Consider the following 16,545-nt stretch of genomic DNA (forward strand, 5'->3'; position numbering starts at 1 on the left):
ATATTTATATTGCAATATTACGATAATAATTTAAATAAAAAAAAATATAAAGATTTATTTTTATGAAGATGAAGGCATCGGCTAAGAAAAAGATTCGATGCATATGGTTTTATAATATTGTTTGTTACCCGAATGCTAGTTTTATCAAACCAATGTATAAAGCAATAATTACATGGTTTATCGTTAGCTGATATTATATAAATACAATACAAACTGAACAACCCATAATTAGAAAGATGTTCAGCATTTGCAGTTATTTGTTATTAATAATACCAATTTTAAATTTAAAATTGGTATTATTAGATTTTCATACTGGTTCAATTTCGATCATTAATTTGAATGGACTTCCACACCGTTCAAATGAAAGACAATTTAAAAAAATTGATATCCTTCAATATTAACCGATTAATCTTAATTCTAGAATTTGGTCTTACAATAATTTACTATTGTACTTATAAGCTAGTAATTTAAAATAAATCCTGCACCAAAGCCCATATCACTGTCATAGTGTGAAGACAAAGAACCCCATCTGGTAATTATATAGCGTAGTCCTGCCATATATTCCTTGTCTGTATTCCACATCAAATTCATTCTAAGCCGTTTAGAAACGGGAATGTCTTTACGTTCAAATTGTAATCTGACTTTACCATCGGTAAAAACTTCAGCTTGTGCTACTATTAACATAGGTAGGATGTAGTTAACCCCTAGACTTACCACTGCACGTTTATCCTTAGTATTGGTTTGTCCAAAAAGATTATTTTCTTGTATATCTTCTCCCATTCTTCTATATCTCCAGTCAAATCCTATAAAAGGCATTAACCATTGCATTTTTCCAATATATCGACCAATATGTGTTTCTGTTTCATAACCATGCATGTCATTGTATCCTAACCTCCATTCGGTTCCAATGCTCCAGCGTGTACTTTGATACATTGCTTCACCGTCATTTCCATTGGTGGCAAAATCATTTTCTGCCATAAAGTGGAATTTTCTGTCGTCGGCAAAAAGTTTTCGCTGTGCTAGTTTTGGGTTTGGTATTTCAGGATTGGCCGGCTGATTTTCATAAGTAAAAACCCTGCCCATTCCGCTCATCATATGATATAAAATATGGCAGTGAAAAAACCAGTCTCCATCAACATTGGCATTAAATTCCAAAGTATCGGTTTCCATAGGCATTATATCAATCACATTTTTTAATGGTGCATATTCTCCTTGTCCATTAAGAACCCTGAAATCATGTCCATGCAAGTGCATTGGATGGCGCATCATAGAATTATTATGCAAAATTATACGTACATTTTCACCTTTTTTAATTAATATTTTATCAGCTTCTGAAACCACCTTATTGTCCAGACTCCATACATATCGATTCATATTCCCCGTAAGTTCAAATTTTAGTTCTTTAACAGGGGCATTTTCGGGAAGCGTAGTTTTTGTAGGTGATTTAAGCATTGCATAATTTAGTGTTGTAATATCCGAAAGTGCATTGGCATTATATTGCTCAGCATCCATTTTCATTCCTTCCATCTTTGTACTGGTTTTAGGCTTTGTTTCACCTGTAATCTCAGGATACATTACTACATTCATATCCATCTTATTAAGGCTCATGCTCATTCCCATGTCATCCAGATCGCCATTCATTTTCATCATGCCGTTCATCATTTTCATTCCTTCGAAATATTTAAGTTTTGGCAAAGGAGCTACTAATTGCTTAATTCCGCTTCCGATGTAAAGGGACGTAGATTTTGTTCGGTCTTCGGGTGTTGCTAAAAATTCATAAGCTGTTTTATCAGCTGGAATAGTAACAACTATGTCATAGGTTTCAGAAACTGCAATAATTAGTCGATCAACCTCAACGGGTTCTACGTCATTCCCATCATTTGCCACAACCGTAATTTTCCCACCGGCATAGGTTAACCAAAAGTAGGTTGATGCACCTCCATTGGAAACCCGTAATCGGACCTTATCACCTGCTTTAAATTGGGAAAGCTGATTTTCATTTTTCCCATTGATTAAAAATTTGTCGTAATAAACATCACTGACATCCATGGCATTCATTCGCTTCCATTCATTTTTTATTTTGTCGCTGAAATACCCCTGTTTTATAGCTTCTGCATAACTTTGTGTAGTGCCCTTTTTAATAGCAAACCAGTCTGATGCATTGTGCAGTAATCGATGTACATTTTCAGGTTTCATATCTGTCCATTCACTTAGTATTATGGGAACGGAAGGCAAATCATCGATTCCCTTGCGAAAGGTCGGATCATCTGTCCTTTTATTCATAATGAACGAACCGTACATGCCTATCTGTTCCTGAAGTTCCGTATGGCTATGATACCAGTGTGTGCCATGCTGAATAATGGGAAAAGTATACAGATGCGTCGTATGGGGTTTAATTGGCATTTGAGTTAGATTTGGCACACCATCATATTGATTGGGTAAGAATAAGCCATGCCAATGCAAGGAAGTATCTTCATCCAGCTCATTGTGAACATAGATTTCCGCAGTATCTCCTTCTGTAAAGGTCAAAGTAGGCATAGGTATTTGTCCGTTAACGGCAATGGCCCTTTTTGCTTTTCCTGTAAAATTTACAATTGTGTCTCTTATATACAGGTCATATCGGACTACACGCGGTGGCGAAGTATTTTCTTCAGCTCTTTTCTGAGAAATAGAACTACTATTGCCGTCCTGAAGTGTCTTATTACCTTGGTCAGTTTGCTTGGTGGCTTTATTTTCTGCTGTTTTTGTTTGCTTGTCTGACTTTTCCGGAACTAGTTTCATACCGCACTTGGGGCAGTTTCCTGGTTTGGCTTCATGAATTTCGGGATGCATTGGACAAGTATACGTAGTGGGATTTGACTCTTCTTTCGAAGGCTTTTTATCCATTTCCATTGTTTTCATATCCTGAGCATAAATTAGGACAGGAAGCATGATAAAAACTAGTATTGTAAGTATATTTTTCATATTGCTATTTTTATAGAATATTGTTCTGTTATTTTTTTTTCATTTCACCCAACTTGGCTTTCATCTGCGCAATTTCAGCTTCTTGTGCTTTTATAATGTCTTGTGCAAGCTGACTTATTTCTGGATCTTGAAGGGAAGCCTCTTTGGCCATGAGGATTGCCGCTGCATGGTGTGGAATCATTGATTTTAAGAACTCTTTATCGTCAACAGCCGCTTGCAGTCTGATGCAGGAAAAAAAAATAATTGCAGCAAGGCCGCCTATGGCAAGTAATGCCATGTTCCACTTTTTATTCATATACATACTGCCCATTACAATAATCTCAATTATGAGCATCGGCATAGTCATTAGTCCTGCCATGTAAAATTGATTTACATTGGGAATGACATTAGCAAAAACATCTACCATCGAGTACATTAGGATGTACATAGCAATAAATGACAATACGATCATAAATGCTAATTTTTTGTACATTTTTGGGTTTTTCTCTTTTGAATGCTGCTGTGTTGTGTGTTCCATTTTCATGATTTTTTTCCTTTAAAAGTTATTTAGATTAATAAATTTTCCTCCAAAACAAATCTAATGGCACTATAATATAATACAGCATTAGCTTAAGTGGCGGGGATTTTTTCTGCGCTTGTATTTTTCAATGTGATATTGTAATAGCTTAATATTTATTTGCTTTTAAGTAATAATTGTAACTCTTCAAGCTGGTTTTTTAATTTTTCCGTGCCTTTCATTTTTTTCTGTTCTGCAATTGCAAGGGCTTTTTTTGCAGCCTCGATGGCATTGGGATAATCCTTGAGTTCTACTGAGATTTTCTGTCTTAAAGTCGGATAATAAAAATTTTCAGGATCTAATTTTTCAGCTTCAGCTAACCACGATACTGCTTGGTTGTTTGCTCTGCACGTGGCTGAATAATAATTTGCTGCCTGAAACAATAAAGTAGCATTTTGACTTTTTTCTTTAATAATATATTTGTCAATTAGGGCTAAAATTTCTTTGTCAGCTTTGCTTTTCATAGGTATTTTAACCATTGTGTTTTCCCATTCTATTTTAAGGAAGCCTTCTCCTTTACTGTTGATGTCATTTAATTCAATGGTAAAAGTTTCATAAAAACCAATCGTTTTTTCTGTGGGAACGGTAAAACGCATAACATCTTTTTTCTCATCATAACCAGTTTCGCCATGTAAAGTAATATCACTATTGATAATTATAGTCCACTCATTTTCTGAAGGAATTGAGAATACAGAATAAGTTCCTTCTCTTAAAATATTGTTTCCAAAAGCAATATCTTCATTAGTACTTATGGTCGTACAATCGCTGGCGCCTGTTCGCCAGAGTTTACCAAAAGGCACTAATTCGCCAAATATTTTTCGCCCTCTTACTAAGGGTCTGCTATAGGATATTTTGACTGTAGAACTTCCGATTTCTTGTTGAAATGATGCAGAGGGACTTGCAGGGGTAAGTTTAATTTGAATTTTTTCTTGTGCAGAAATTGATAACGATTGCATAATAATGAAGCTTAGCAGAATTATTTTTTTCATAGTTTTTAATTTTAAATTGATTTTGATATTTTTTCCATTATCGAATGGTCGCTGCCAAATTTGCATATAGCATCACAATTGGCTCTTAGTTCAGAAAACAGGATATACTTAATATTCATTTTAGAGTTTTTTATAACAGGTCTATTGAGTTGAAGGACTAAATCCTTTTCCCGATTATTTGGAATTATAATATAAAAAACTTCCTGTCCGTTTGAAATAGTAAAATATAGGTCAGACAACCGTAGTATGCCCGAATAGATACTAGTGCTCTTTTCTACTTCAAAGGCTCCTATAATTTTGTTTGTGCCTTTTTCGAACCACAACACATCAATTAACTTGATGGTATTTTGAGTGTCCTTGTCAGTAGGCAGCTCAGGGAATTTTCCAAGTGAAATAAAGGAGAAATTCTGCCCATCAAACGATTTGCTTTTATCATTGCTTGCCGGAGTAACATCGAAACCCAATGAAACTCCAATTTTTAATAAATGGTACTGCATTTCACTATGCAGATTTTCTTCTAGTTTTTCGTCAAGTATTTCTTTCTGACGTTTGTGTACGTTTTTTTCGAATCTTGCACGTTCTACTTCGCTTAAATATTCATCATTGCCTATTAGCATTTTCTGAGTTCCAATTTCAAAACACAATCCAGCGATGGCACCCAAATCATTTGAGAGCTGAGATTTATGCAAACTGTTAGTTTCCATTAAAACTTCTCTTATTTTAAGATATTCTGTCCAGCTTCCCAATTTTTTTTTGTCTTTAAAAAGAAAATTAAAACCATTTAGAATAGCAGTGTTGAATGGTGGGAACCAGGTTGGGTGTATGAAATATAGAATACTGGCAACCGCTGGCCCTAAGCCTTTAATTTTTAATTCATCGAGTCTTATGATTTCTTTTACAACCTGTTCTTCAGACTTGGCATTGATACAATTTTCAAGAAACTGACCAAAAGCCAATTTATTGTTTTGATTTTCATAGATATCTGGAATGCGTAATTTGGGTTTCCAGTAAAACGGATGTGAAACTCCGGCAAAGACTTGTTTTTGTTCAGCAATGCAGCTCAGTACAAATTCTAGGCTGCTTTCTTTGAAATCATTAGGAAAGGTTTTGCTTTTAATATCCTCAATGACTTGCAGAACACCGCGTCTTATAGTGCGAAATGCCTTTAATCGTTGATCGTTATATATAAACCAGGTATTGTAGACACTTTCGTTATCAATTTTATACTGCAGAATAATTTGTCCTAGATTGGTCATCTTTGTTTGTATAGTAAATTATTTATTCTTTAGAGTTTTAAACTTCTTAATCGCAATGCATTGACAATAACAGATACAGAACTAAAGCTCATTGCCAGGGCAGCAATCATAGGAGAAAGTAATATTCCGAAAAACGGATATAAAACTCCAGCTGCAACAGGAACCCCTAATACGTTGTATATAAAAGCAAAGAAGAGATTTTGTTTTATATTGCTCATTACAGCATGGCTCAGGTTTTTAGCTTTTACAATTCCTTGCAAATCTCCTTTTACCAATGTAATCTTGGCACTTTCTATTGCAACATCTGTTCCTGTTCCCATCGCAATTCCGATATCCGATTGTGCCAAAGCCGGCGCATCATTTATACCGTCACCCGCCATAGCAACAATTTTTCCTTCAGCTTGTAATTTCTCGATTACTTTTAATTTATCCTCTGGTAAACAGCCTGCTTGAAAAGAAGTCAAATGCAATTCGTCGGCAACAGCCTTGGCAGTATTTATATTATCTCCCGTAAGCATGATTACTTCAACTCCTTGACGCATTAATTCTTTTATAGCAGCAGCACTGGTTTCTTTTATGGCATCGGTTATCGTTACAAATCCCACCACGTTTTTATCTACAGCGATGTAAGAAACCGTCTTTCCTAATTTTTGCTCGGCAATAATTTTCTCTTCTATGACAGCAGAAACAATTGCCCCTGCTTGCTCCATTAATTTTTTATTGCCTAATGCCGTCTTCTTACCAATAGCAGTTCCAATCACTCCTTTACCTGCGATGTTTTCAAAATCATTGACTTTTGTCAAAGAGACATTTTTCGCTTTTGCAAATTTCACTACGGCCTGTGCCAAAGGGTGTTCGCTATATTGATTTAAAGAAGCAATAAATTGTAACAGTTCCTCTTCTGAATACTCGAAAGCAACAATTTTCTCTACAGAAGGTTTTCCTTCGGTAATTGTCCCCGTTTTATCAGTAATCAGAACATTTACTTTGTTCATATTTTCTAAGGCTTCGGCATTTTTTATGAGAATTCCCGATTGTGCTCCTTTACCAACCCCTACCATTACAGACATCGGTGTTGCTAAACCCAGTGCACATGGACAAGCAATTATCAATACGGCAATGGCGTTGATAAATCCGTAAACCATTGCCGGTTCCGGGCCAAATTTTGCCCAAATGAAAAAAGTAAGAACAGAGATAACAACAACAATCGGCACAAAATATTTGGCGATACTATCTGCTAGTTTCTGTATTGGTGCTCTGGAACGGCTTGCATTATTGACCATTTGTATAATTTGCGAAAGCAAAGTTTCCGAACCTACTTTTTCGGCAATCATAACAAATGATCTGTTTCCATTGATGGTTCCTGATGATACCGCATCTCCCATTTTTTTATCCACAGGAATTGGTTCGCCGGTAATCATCGATTCGTCTATTGTGCTTTCACCATCGGTTATCTTCCCATCCACAGGAATTTTGTCTCCGGGTTTTACCCGTAATAAATCACCTTTTTTGATATCATGGATTGAGATTATTTTATCGACTCCTTCAAGAACCAAAGTAGCTTCGGTAGGTGCTAATTTCAATAATTCTTTTATGGCACCACTGGTTTGACTGTGCGCTCTTGCTTCAAGCAATTGTCCTAGTAATACCAGTGTAAGAATTACCGTTGCCGCTTCAAAATAAAGATGAATTGTTCCGTGTTCCGATTTAAACTCCTCCGGAAATACATCCGGAAAAAACATTCCAACAATACTAAACAAAAATGCTACCCCAGTACCAATTGCGATAAGGGTAAACATATTTAAATTCCAAGTTACAATTGATTTCCATCCGCGAACGAAAAACATCCAACCGGCATAAAACATCACGGGGAGTGAGAAAATCAGCTGAACCCAATTCCATTTTTGAACGTCCATTATTTTCAATAATGGATTGTCATGCATCATCTCTATCATAGCAATAAAAAAGATAGGCACCGTAAAGAGTATTGCTATTTTCATTTTTTGCAGCAACTCCTTATATACTTTGTTCTCCTCTGTATCCGTTGGCTCCATAGGCACTAAGTCCATTCCACAAATTGGGCATGAACCAGGCGCATTGGTAATAACTTCCGAATGCATCGGACAGGTATATTGCTGTACTTGAATAGCTGCTGGCTCTTGTATCAAATCCATTCCGCACACAGGACAATCTCCGGCTTTATCATACATTTTATCACCTTCACAATGCATTGGGCAATAGTATTTTCCACCGGCATGATTATGAGGTACCGCTATTTTTTTATGATCCTTGTTGTGTTGATGATCATTAGCAGTACTACAGCATGATTTCTCAGCTGTTTTTTCGTGGGAATGAGTAGCATGAGTCATTTCAATGGTGTACTTTCCAACGGCAGTTAATGCGGCTTGAAGTTCTTCGGTGGCAATATGTTTTTCCATCGTAATGGTTGCCATCGGTGGATCTAATGTGACATTTGCCTTTATTCCTTCGACTGCATTTAATGTTTTTTCTACTTTGGTGCGGCATCCATCGCAAGTCATTCCTGATATTGTATAGGTATGTGTCATAAGGTTGTTTTTTTAGATACGATGTGTTATTTGTTTAGTATATAGAAAGTTAGTGTTTTTTTTTGAAGCTAATATGTATTTTAAACTTGTTTCAAATGGCTTGTTTCTCATCAGCTGTTTCAACCAATTGTTTAACACTAAAAAATAATTACAAACCGTCTTCAATCTTAGATTCTGATTATTTAATTGTTTCTTTCACCTCACCACATTTAAGCATTTTTTCTCCAAAGTAAGGGTTACGCACTTCTTTGGTAGTACTAATCCATACTGCCCCTTTATTATCAAAAGCCATTGGACAATAGTGCACATACAGCTCAGCGTCAGCCATTCCTGCTTTCTTCAGCAAGCCAACCATTTCATTACTTAGTTGAGAATAAGCTATTCGCTGCTTTTCAATATCCGGAGCTGAAACGATTGCCCCAGCACTTGTAACAAGATTACTGTTGGCGCTGATTTTTTGCGCTCCCGCCTCAATCGCATTAGCTGCCAGTTTTGCCTCTGCGATATTACCTTGAGTAAGGGCAACTGTTAAATGAGTATACTGGCTGTAAATTGCGTTTAAAAGATCATCATTTATCTTTACTTCGGATTCCTTAGTAATTGCGACTGACGTTTTCTTATTCTGTGGAATCTCTTTCTTTTTGTTTTCATTATTACCACAGGCAATAAGCAACAAGATTGATAATATGGAGATTCCTGATTTGATTAATTCTTTCATTATTTGCTTGATTAATTATTACATTTTCATTCCTGACATTGGGTTTTTGCCTTTTTTTAATATAAATTCACTGTACAAGAGATAGGCGCCAGTTGCAACCACAATATCACCTTTTGTTAAGCCACTGGTAATTTCGACTTCATCGAAGGTTTCAGAACCAATAGCCACCATTCTAGGCTGATATTTGCCTTTTTCAATTTCAATCCACACATGTGTACCGCTGCCGTCTCTTATTACGGCATCTACAGGTATGGTTAATTTCATTTTTTGTTCTGATGAAGGCAGTAAAACAATTGCCTGTTGACCTGCCTGCCATTGCTTGTTTGGATTGGCAATAGCACCTCGCAGCTGTATGAGCTGTTTGCTTGTCTGCAGGGCAGGATTTATAAAATCTACTGTCATTGTTTGGGGCTGATCTTCATAACCCGAGACTATAACTTTTACTTTTTGGCCTATTTTAACTTTACCAGCATCTGCGGGATAGACATCAGCTTCGACCCATAAACGGGTATAATCTTCCAGTTTCATAATAGAGCCTCCTTCTGCTACATATTGGCCTTCTGTTATGGAAAGTTCTGCAACTATTCCTGAATCCGGGGCATAATAAACAACATAAGGAGAAGCTTTTTGTTTTTTTAATAATTCATTAAGCTGTGCTTCAGATTGTCCATATAATAATAGTTTTTGTTTTGCAGCATTTTTTATTTGGGCAAATCGTTTATCCTCAGTAAAGCTTGCAGCCTGCGCCGTAGCTAGAAGGTACTCCTGCTGCAGGGCTGAAAGCTGCTCTGAATATATTTTGTACAAAGGCTGGCCTTTTCGAACGGGAACACCAGTTTCTTTTACATACAACTCTTCAATCCTTCCTGCCACACGACTTGAAATGTAAATAGTTTGCTCAGGGTCAGTAACCAAACGTCCGTTAAGATGAGAAGAATTTGAAAATTCATTTTCCCCAGCAGTTATTGTAGTCAGATTAGCTAGTGCCTGCTGGCTGGGTCCCAAGGTTAGAAAGTCCTGTGCGTTGTTTTTTTCGAAAGGCACTAAATCCATTCCACAGATCGGGCATGAGCCGGGGCCATCTTTTACAATTTGCGGATGCATGGGGCAGGTATAGGTTTGAGCTTTTTCCTGACTGGTTTTTTTTTCTTCTTTTTGGGCACATGCTGTAAATAGAAGTGGAAAAACCATTGCAATGAGCAAAATAGTACGAATTATTAGTTTATTGTTCATGGCTTAATTTTTTAATTTATTTTCTGAAGCTGTCTTGATAAAACTCTCACTGTCTATCATATAAGCCGCATTACTGGCGATATTCCAATTATTGATGTCTTGGTCTATTAGCACCATTCCATCACCATTATTTTTCGTTTTAACTTCTCTGGGAACAAACACGTCCTGCTCTTTTTTGAAAACGATGGATTTATTTCCTAAATTAAGAACGGCGCTTTGTGGAAGCCACCAGCCTTTACTGACAATAGGAATGGCTGCAGTTACTAATTTTCCGGTCTGAAATTTATTATCCTGCAAATAAATTCGGGCTATGGTAAAGTTGCTTCCCTCTTTAAAGACGGGTTGAATGAGTCCGATAGTACCAGTATACACGGTTTGCTTATCTGAGGGTTCATAAAACACCAACTTTTGTCCTTTTTTAATCTGGGATGATACCGATGGATCAAAAGCAAACTCAGCGATAAGGTTTTTGTTGGTATATATTGTAAAAAGAGATTGTCCTGCACCAACATATTGTCCTTCTCTTAGCATAATAGCAGAGGAAGCAGGGGCAGATGCGCTGCTATTTGATGCTGCACTGCTACTTGAACCCATTGCGCCCATACCATCATCTGACGGTGCGCTTTGAGGCGAAGCCGCAGGAGCTGTTGCAGAAGCATTTGCCGCTCCCGTGTTGTCTAAGATGTACCCGGTGGCATTACTGTAAACAGGAATGCGATAGGAGATTTTACCTGTTTTTAATACCTGTTGAATTTGCCCCTGTTGCATACCCAGCAGAGAGAGTCTGTCTTTTGCTTTTTGAAGCATCGGATTGTTTGGGTCAGATTGATAAATAAATAACAACTCTCTTTGCGCGGCAGCCAGATCAGGGGAATAGATTTCCATGATTAACTGTCCTTTTTTTACGGGCTGATAATTGTACTTAATCAGCAGACGCTCAATCCTTCCGCTTACCCTGCTGGAGATACTGGTCTGCTCGCGGGTATCGTAGGTAATAATTCCCTGTACCTGCATAGAGAATATTTTAGTACCCTCGTCAGGTTTTATGACAGATATGTTTGAAACAACTTGTTCGTTAACTGGTTTTAAAAGGTGTTTCAGGCTGCTGTCTATAGCTGTTTCCGTTCCAGGAGTGTGTCTTGCAACCAATTCCATCCCGCATATTGGGCAGCTGCCGGGCTTATCCTGAATAACTTCGGGATGCATTGGACAAGTATATTCCTGATTTGTACTATGCTGATGTGCGGGCTTACTGTTATGCTCTGTTTTCTTGTTACAGGCTGTCAATACTAATATCGAAACGAATAACAATCCGACTAACTTAGCGATAGAGTTCTTTTTCATAATCGACAATCATTTGATATAGTTTTAATTTTTCATCTAATAAGTTATTCTGCAGCATATTTAAAGCTTCCCAGGAGTCAATTACTACAGGAATCTGCAGTTTGTTTTCCTGATAGTTCAGAAAGTTTACATCCAGCGATTTTTGCATTGAAGGGATTATTTTTGTTTCGAGTCCCTGGATTCTTTTTTGCATGGTCAGTATTTCATATTGCATACCATATAACATACCCTGGGTTTCCTGCAGCATGGCGGATTTCTCTTTCTCCATTGCCTGTACATTATATTGCATTGCTTTAACATCTGATTTATACATTTTTGATGACCATGGAGCAATAGGAATAGACATCATTGCCATTACCGAATAGGCTTTGGGCATCATTTTATCGAAAGAATTCATGTGGTCAAACTGGATTTTAAAAGAGGGATTTTTCTCCGCTTTCATCGCCTGAATACTGAGCTGCATCGATTCAATTCCCGCATCCATCTTTTTAATATCTCCCCGCACAGCAGCAAGACTTGTGGTGTCGTGCAAAGCAGGGTTGAAGACAGGAATAATACTTGTGTCGATTGAAAAATCAGCATTGCCAGGCTGGTTCATCAAGCTGTTGAGCCATGCTCTTGCTTTTGCGATTTCACCTTCCTGCATGCGGATCATATTTTTGTTCTCTTCAATCCTTGCGTCAATCTTGTATACATTACCCAATTGCGACTGATTGTAAGGATAGCGTACTTCCTCAATCTTTTTCATGGTCAACATTATCTTTTCGTTCTGATCCAAAACTTTCATTCGCTCTTCGGCTACCATCCAGCTGTAGTAGAGCTGTTTGGCCTGCGCTTTATAGTCGTTAAGGGTAACGGTCCGCGTAGCGTTCTCAATATTTCCTTGGGACTGGATAAATTTTTTCTTCTTGTTTAGCTTTCCTATATTGGGGATATCTTGTTCAACTCTGAACATTAAAGATCCTTTGTCGCGGTCATCCATAACTTCCTGAAAAGGATAGGGTGTCATAAATGTCCCAACACCCACCATTGGTGCCATCCATGCCGTTGCGGCATCAGCACTATATTTGTACCCTTCAGCCTTTAGGCTATAGCTTTGCAGGAGCACGTTTTTTTTATCAATCCTGTGAAGGATTGTATCAAGAGACAAGACCTGTTGGGTCTGGCTCAATAGCTGTAATGGCAGTAAAAGCAATAGTACTGCCAGTATTTTAATGTTTGACATCATGTACTTCAAGTTTGTCATATTTTCGTAATTCATATTCTTTAGACATTAGGAAAATAAGCGGGGTTACTAATAAGATATGTACGGCAGAGGTAAATACGCCGCCAATCATAGGCAATACGATTGGTTTCATTACATCCATTCCGACACCATTGGACCAAAGGACAGGCACTAATCCAAATAATGAGACACAGACGGTCATTAGTTTTGGGCGTAATCTCTTTGCGGCGCCGTGTACCACATATTCTCTGAGATCGTCTTTAGTAATGGTTTCTCTTGAATTACCTTTGGCCTTGATAAGCTGCTCCATTGCATCATTGAGATAGATAACCATCACAATTCCGGTTTCCACGGCAATACCAAACAAGGCTATAAAACCTACAGCTACTGCCACTGATAGATTGACATCCCAGAAAAAAATTATATAGGCACCTCCAATCAAAGCAAAAGGCACTGTTATAAGACTTAAGAAGGCTTCTCTAAGGGAATTAAAGGCAAAATAGAGGGAGAAGAAAATAATAAGCAATACTATCGGTGCAATGATTTTAAGGGTCTTTTCTCCGCTGATCAGGTTCTCATATTGTCCGCTCCATTCTATAAAGTACCCTTCGGGAAGTATATTTTTGGCACTTTCTAATTTTTTCATAGCTTCCTGTACGGTTCCCCCCATATCACGATCACGTATGTTGAACATGACTGCCCCGCGAAGGAGTGCATTTTCTGAACTAATCATTGGAGGGCCATCTACGAATTTAATATCGGCAACAGAAGATAGGGGTACCTCTCCAAAGGTTGGAGACTGCAGGGGAATGCGTTTAATGCGTTCTACGCTATTTCTATAGTCCTGTGCCATACGAACGCTTATTGAAAATCGTCTTCGTCCTTCAACGGTATTGCCGATGGACGCTCCTCCTAAGGCAAATTCCACGGTTTGGTTTACGTCATCTACAGTGAGTCCATAACGGGCCAGTTCGGAACGATTGACATCAACATCCAGGTATTTGCCACCAGTAATAGGATCCACAAATAAGTCAGACACTCCAGGGGTTCCCTCTAAAGCCATTTTTACTCTTTCTGATACTCGCGCAATGGTATCGAGATTTTGACCGTAGACTTTAATACCCACGTCGGTACGAATTCCTGTAGCGAGCATATTGATACGGTTGATGATAGGCTGTGTCCAACCGTTTACCACACCCGGGATCTGCAGTTTGGTATCGAGTTCCTTAATAATGTCTTTTTTGTCTATTCCTTTACGCCATTCTGATTTTGGTTTTAGCATGATAATGGTCTCAATCATGCTCATTGGGGAATTATCGGTAGCTGTATTAGCCCGTCCGGCTTTGCCTAAAACACTTTCTACTTCGGGAACTGATTTTATTATTTTATCCTGTACCTGCAAGATGCGTTTGATTTCTCCATTGGATACATCAGGCAGGGTAACAGGCATAAATAAAATGCTCTGCTCATCCAGTGGGGGCATGAACTCTGTTCCCAGCCGCATCAATAATGGAATGGAAATCAATAACGCCAAAATATTAACCGTAAGGGTTGTTTTTCTCCATTTTAGGACCCAGCGTATGATAGGCTCATAACCTTTTTCCAAAAAACGATTTACGGGATGTGCATCAGTTGGACGGAATTTCCCTTTCATAAAAAAAGAGATCAGTACCGGAGCTAATGTAAGTACCAACAAGGCATCCACAATCAGTATGAAAGTTTTTGTATAAGCCAAGGGATGGAATAGCTTTCCTTCCTGTCCGGTAAGCATAAATACAGGCAGGAAAGAAGTAATTATAATTATGGTGGCAAAGAATACCCCGCGAGAAACCTGCTTGCTGCTTTTCTCAATTACTTTAAGCCTTTCCTCTTCGGATATCCACTGTGTTTTTTTGCGAAATATATTTTTAATTCTTTTCATCAGAGTTTGTTTCAGTTTTTTGTTCGGATTCCCATTGTGCATACCGTTGTGAGAGATGCTGGTAGGCATTTTCACTCATAATAATACCGTTGTCAACTATTACCCCAATGGCAAGTGCGATACCGGTAAGGGACATGATATTGGAGGATATTCCAAAGGCATTTAGAAGTATGAAACTCGCGGCAATTGTAATTGGGATCTGGATTATGATACTTAATGCGCTGCGCCAATGGAAAAGAAAAATAATAACGATAAGCGAAACCACAATCATCTCTTCAATTAAGGTGCGCTTAACCGAATCAATAGACTCTTTGATCAGATGCCCTCGGTCATATACAATATTGAATTTTACCCCTTTAGGAAGCCCTTTTGCGACTTCTTTCATCTTTTCTTTCACATTATCAATAACGGCATCGGCGTTTTCACCGTAACGCATCACGACGATGCCTCCAACAGCTTCGCCTGTACCATTATGATCAAAGATTCCCAATCGGGTTTCTCCGCTCATCTGGACTGTTCCTATATCGCTGACTTTTATAGGGATACCATTCTGGTTTTTCAGTGGAATATCCTCAATTTCTTTTATGGATTTCAGATAACCGGATGTCTTAATGATATAGCCAATATCACTCATGTCGAATTTTCTTCCGCCGCTTTCGTTATTATTGGCTCGTACGGCGCTTATAACCTCAGGGACAGACAGCTTATAATATAGCAGTTTGTTTGGATCAATGGTAACCTGGTATTCTTTTTGAAATCCTCCAAAAGAAGCAATTTCACTTACTCCGGGGACATTTTGCAAAGCAAATTTGACATACCAGTCCTGCAGTGCCCTTTGTTCGCCAAGGTCAATGCCGGGAGCGTCCAAAGTATACCAGAGTATATGGCCAACTCCGGTTCCATCGGGTCCCAATTGCGGTGCAACTCCTTTGGGCAGGGTGCTGCTAATTGTACTGAGCCTTTCCAGTACTCTTGATCTTGCCCAGTATACATCAACATCATCCTCAAAAATGACATAGATAAAACTCATTCCAAACATGGAAGCAGCCCTTACATATTTAATTTTAGGCAATCCCTGAAGGTTGGTAACCAAGGGATAGGTGATCTGGTCTTCAACGAGCTGTGGAGCACGTCCCATCCATTCTGTAAAAACGATTACCTGATTTTCAGATAGATCTGGAATAGCATCAATAGGATTTTTTTGAATAGAGATAATACCCCAAACAAATATTCCTGCTGATAATAGTAATATGATGAAACGGTTGCGCAGGGACCATTCTATTAATTTGTGTACCATAGATTTAATTTATTTTTGAAAGACTATCACTTACTTTTTCAATCCAATTGAGTAGCTGTTCTTTCTGAACAGTATTCAGTACTGCATCTTTATGGATCAGCGTATAGGAAGCCAAAGGCATTTGATTGGCTTTTATCTGCTTGGCAATTCGGTCTAATTTATTTTCCTGTTTTCGTTTCGAATAACTTCCCCATTGGCTGAAATTCAAATTTTCTTTTCCTTCCTTGATATGTCCTTCCATAAAGGTACGTGCCGGCTGGATGTAGGAGTACCATGGATATTGCGTGTTGCTGCTGTGACAATCGTAACAAGAAGTCTTAAGAATCGTTTGTATATTTTTGGGAATGGGATAGACTTTTGAAATGTGAATTGGTAAAACCTGCCCGTAATCGGAATTGCGGGCAGGCTGATACAATTGCATCAGTAGAAAAATAATTAACCCAATAAAAAGAATCTTTCTGATGAACCGTTTCAT

At 38.0% G+C, this 16,545-nt stretch carries 12 protein-coding genes; all 12 read right to left on the reverse strand.

The window, feature by feature from the left end; genetic code table 11:
* Positions 1 to 459: 459 nt before the first annotated feature.
* The 12 genes from ABDW27_RS22805 to ABDW27_RS22860 all read right to left on the reverse strand — a co-directional run bounded on the left by ABDW27_RS22805 (position 460) and on the right by ABDW27_RS22860 (position 16,545).
* Positions 460 to 2,964, reverse strand: coding sequence for a multicopper oxidase domain-containing protein (locus tag ABDW27_RS22805; protein WP_041515707.1), 2,505 nt, complete (start codon positions 2,962 to 2,964; stop codon positions 460 to 462).
* A gap of 28 nt (positions 2,965 to 2,992) precedes the next feature.
* A complete protein-coding gene (locus ABDW27_RS22810) occupies positions 2,993 to 3,481 on the reverse strand; it encodes a DUF305 domain-containing protein (protein WP_241687386.1) in 489 nt (162 codons plus the stop codon).
* A gap of 155 nt (positions 3,482 to 3,636) precedes the next feature.
* A complete protein-coding gene (locus tag ABDW27_RS22815) occupies positions 3,637 to 4,509 on the reverse strand; it encodes a DUF2911 domain-containing protein (protein ID WP_041515901.1) in 873 nt (290 codons plus the stop codon).
* Between the two features lie 11 nt (positions 4,510 to 4,520).
* Positions 4,521 to 5,765, reverse strand: coding sequence for a hypothetical protein (locus ABDW27_RS22820; protein ID WP_041515709.1), 1,245 nt, complete (start codon positions 5,763 to 5,765; stop codon positions 4,521 to 4,523).
* A 29-nt stretch (positions 5,766 to 5,794) separates the two neighbouring features.
* Positions 5,795 to 8,332 (reverse strand): heavy metal translocating P-type ATPase, encoded by a 2,538-nt coding sequence (locus ABDW27_RS22825; RefSeq protein WP_041515710.1) that lies wholly within the window; start codon positions 8,330 to 8,332, stop codon positions 5,795 to 5,797.
* A gap of 178 nt (positions 8,333 to 8,510) precedes the next feature.
* On the reverse strand, positions 8,511 to 9,050 hold the full coding sequence (locus ABDW27_RS22830) for a DUF3347 domain-containing protein (RefSeq protein ID WP_343698003.1): 540 nt from the start codon (positions 9,048 to 9,050) through the stop codon (positions 8,511 to 8,513).
* 18 nt (positions 9,051 to 9,068) lie between these two features.
* On the reverse strand, positions 9,069 to 10,283 hold the full coding sequence (locus tag ABDW27_RS22835; protein WP_041515712.1) for an efflux RND transporter periplasmic adaptor subunit: 1,215 nt from the start codon (positions 10,281 to 10,283) through the stop codon (positions 9,069 to 9,071).
* Between the two features lie 3 nt (positions 10,284 to 10,286).
* Positions 10,287 to 11,627, reverse strand: coding sequence for an efflux RND transporter periplasmic adaptor subunit (locus tag ABDW27_RS22840; RefSeq protein ID WP_041515713.1), 1,341 nt, complete (start codon positions 11,625 to 11,627; stop codon positions 10,287 to 10,289).
* A complete protein-coding gene (locus tag ABDW27_RS22845; RefSeq protein ID WP_240475519.1) occupies positions 11,605 to 12,855 on the reverse strand; it encodes a TolC family protein in 1,251 nt (416 codons plus the stop codon). Before ABDW27_RS22845 ends, ABDW27_RS22840 begins: the two co-directional genes overlap by 23 nt.
* Positions 12,839 to 14,773: an efflux RND transporter permease subunit gene (locus ABDW27_RS22850; RefSeq protein ID WP_343698004.1), complete on the reverse strand. Its 1,935-nt coding sequence runs from the start codon at positions 14,771 to 14,773 to the stop codon at positions 12,839 to 12,841. The genes ABDW27_RS22845 and ABDW27_RS22850 overlap by 17 nt, the downstream gene beginning before the upstream one ends.
* The gene (locus tag ABDW27_RS22855) at positions 14,760 to 16,070 is read right to left on the reverse strand and encodes an efflux RND transporter permease subunit (protein ID WP_008463756.1); all 1,311 of its coding nucleotides are present in this window, start codon (positions 16,068 to 16,070) and stop codon (positions 14,760 to 14,762) included. Before ABDW27_RS22855 ends, ABDW27_RS22850 begins: the two co-directional genes overlap by 14 nt.
* 4 nt (positions 16,071 to 16,074) lie before the next feature.
* Positions 16,075 to 16,545, reverse strand: a complete 471-nt coding sequence (locus ABDW27_RS22860; RefSeq protein WP_008463760.1) for a heme-binding domain-containing protein — start codon at positions 16,543 to 16,545, stop codon at positions 16,075 to 16,077.

Origin of the sequence: Flavobacterium sp. (assembly GCF_039595935.1) — a bacterium.
In the GTDB taxonomy this organism is placed as follows: Bacteria; Bacteroidota; Bacteroidia; order Flavobacteriales; family Flavobacteriaceae; genus Flavobacterium.

Coding starts and splice junctions, on each gene's coding strand:
- ABDW27_RS22850 (WP_343698004.1), bottom strand. CDS start 14,773: ATGAAAAGAATTAAAAATATATTTCGCAAAAAAACACAGTGGATATCC.
- ABDW27_RS22805 (WP_041515707.1), bottom strand. CDS start 2,964: ATGAAAAATATACTTACAATACTAGTTTTTATCATGCTTCCTGTCCTA.
- ABDW27_RS22835 (WP_041515712.1), bottom strand. CDS start 10,283: ATGAACAATAAACTAATAATTCGTACTATTTTGCTCATTGCAATGGTT.
- ABDW27_RS22815 (WP_041515901.1), bottom strand. CDS start 4,509: ATGAAAAAAATAATTCTGCTAAGCTTCATTATTATGCAATCGTTATCA.
- ABDW27_RS22840 (WP_041515713.1), bottom strand. CDS start 11,627: ATGAAAAAGAACTCTATCGCTAAGTTAGTCGGATTGTTATTCGTTTCG.
- ABDW27_RS22860 (WP_008463760.1), bottom strand. CDS start 16,545: ATGAAACGGTTCATCAGAAAGATTCTTTTTATTGGGTTAATTATTTTT.
- ABDW27_RS22830 (WP_343698003.1), bottom strand. CDS start 9,050: ATGAAAGAATTAATCAAATCAGGAATCTCCATATTATCAATCTTGTTG.
- ABDW27_RS22820 (WP_041515709.1), bottom strand. CDS start 5,765: ATGACCAATCTAGGACAAATTATTCTGCAGTATAAAATTGATAACGAA.
- ABDW27_RS22845 (WP_240475519.1), bottom strand. CDS start 12,855: ATGATGTCAAACATTAAAATACTGGCAGTACTATTGCTTTTACTGCCA.
- ABDW27_RS22855 (WP_008463756.1), bottom strand. CDS start 16,070: ATGGTACACAAATTAATAGAATGGTCCCTGCGCAACCGTTTCATCATA.
- ABDW27_RS22825 (WP_041515710.1), bottom strand. CDS start 8,332: ATGACACATACCTATACAATATCAGGAATGACTTGCGATGGATGCCGC.
- ABDW27_RS22810 (WP_241687386.1), bottom strand. CDS start 3,481: ATGGAACACACAACACAGCAGCATTCAAAAGAGAAAAACCCAAAAATG.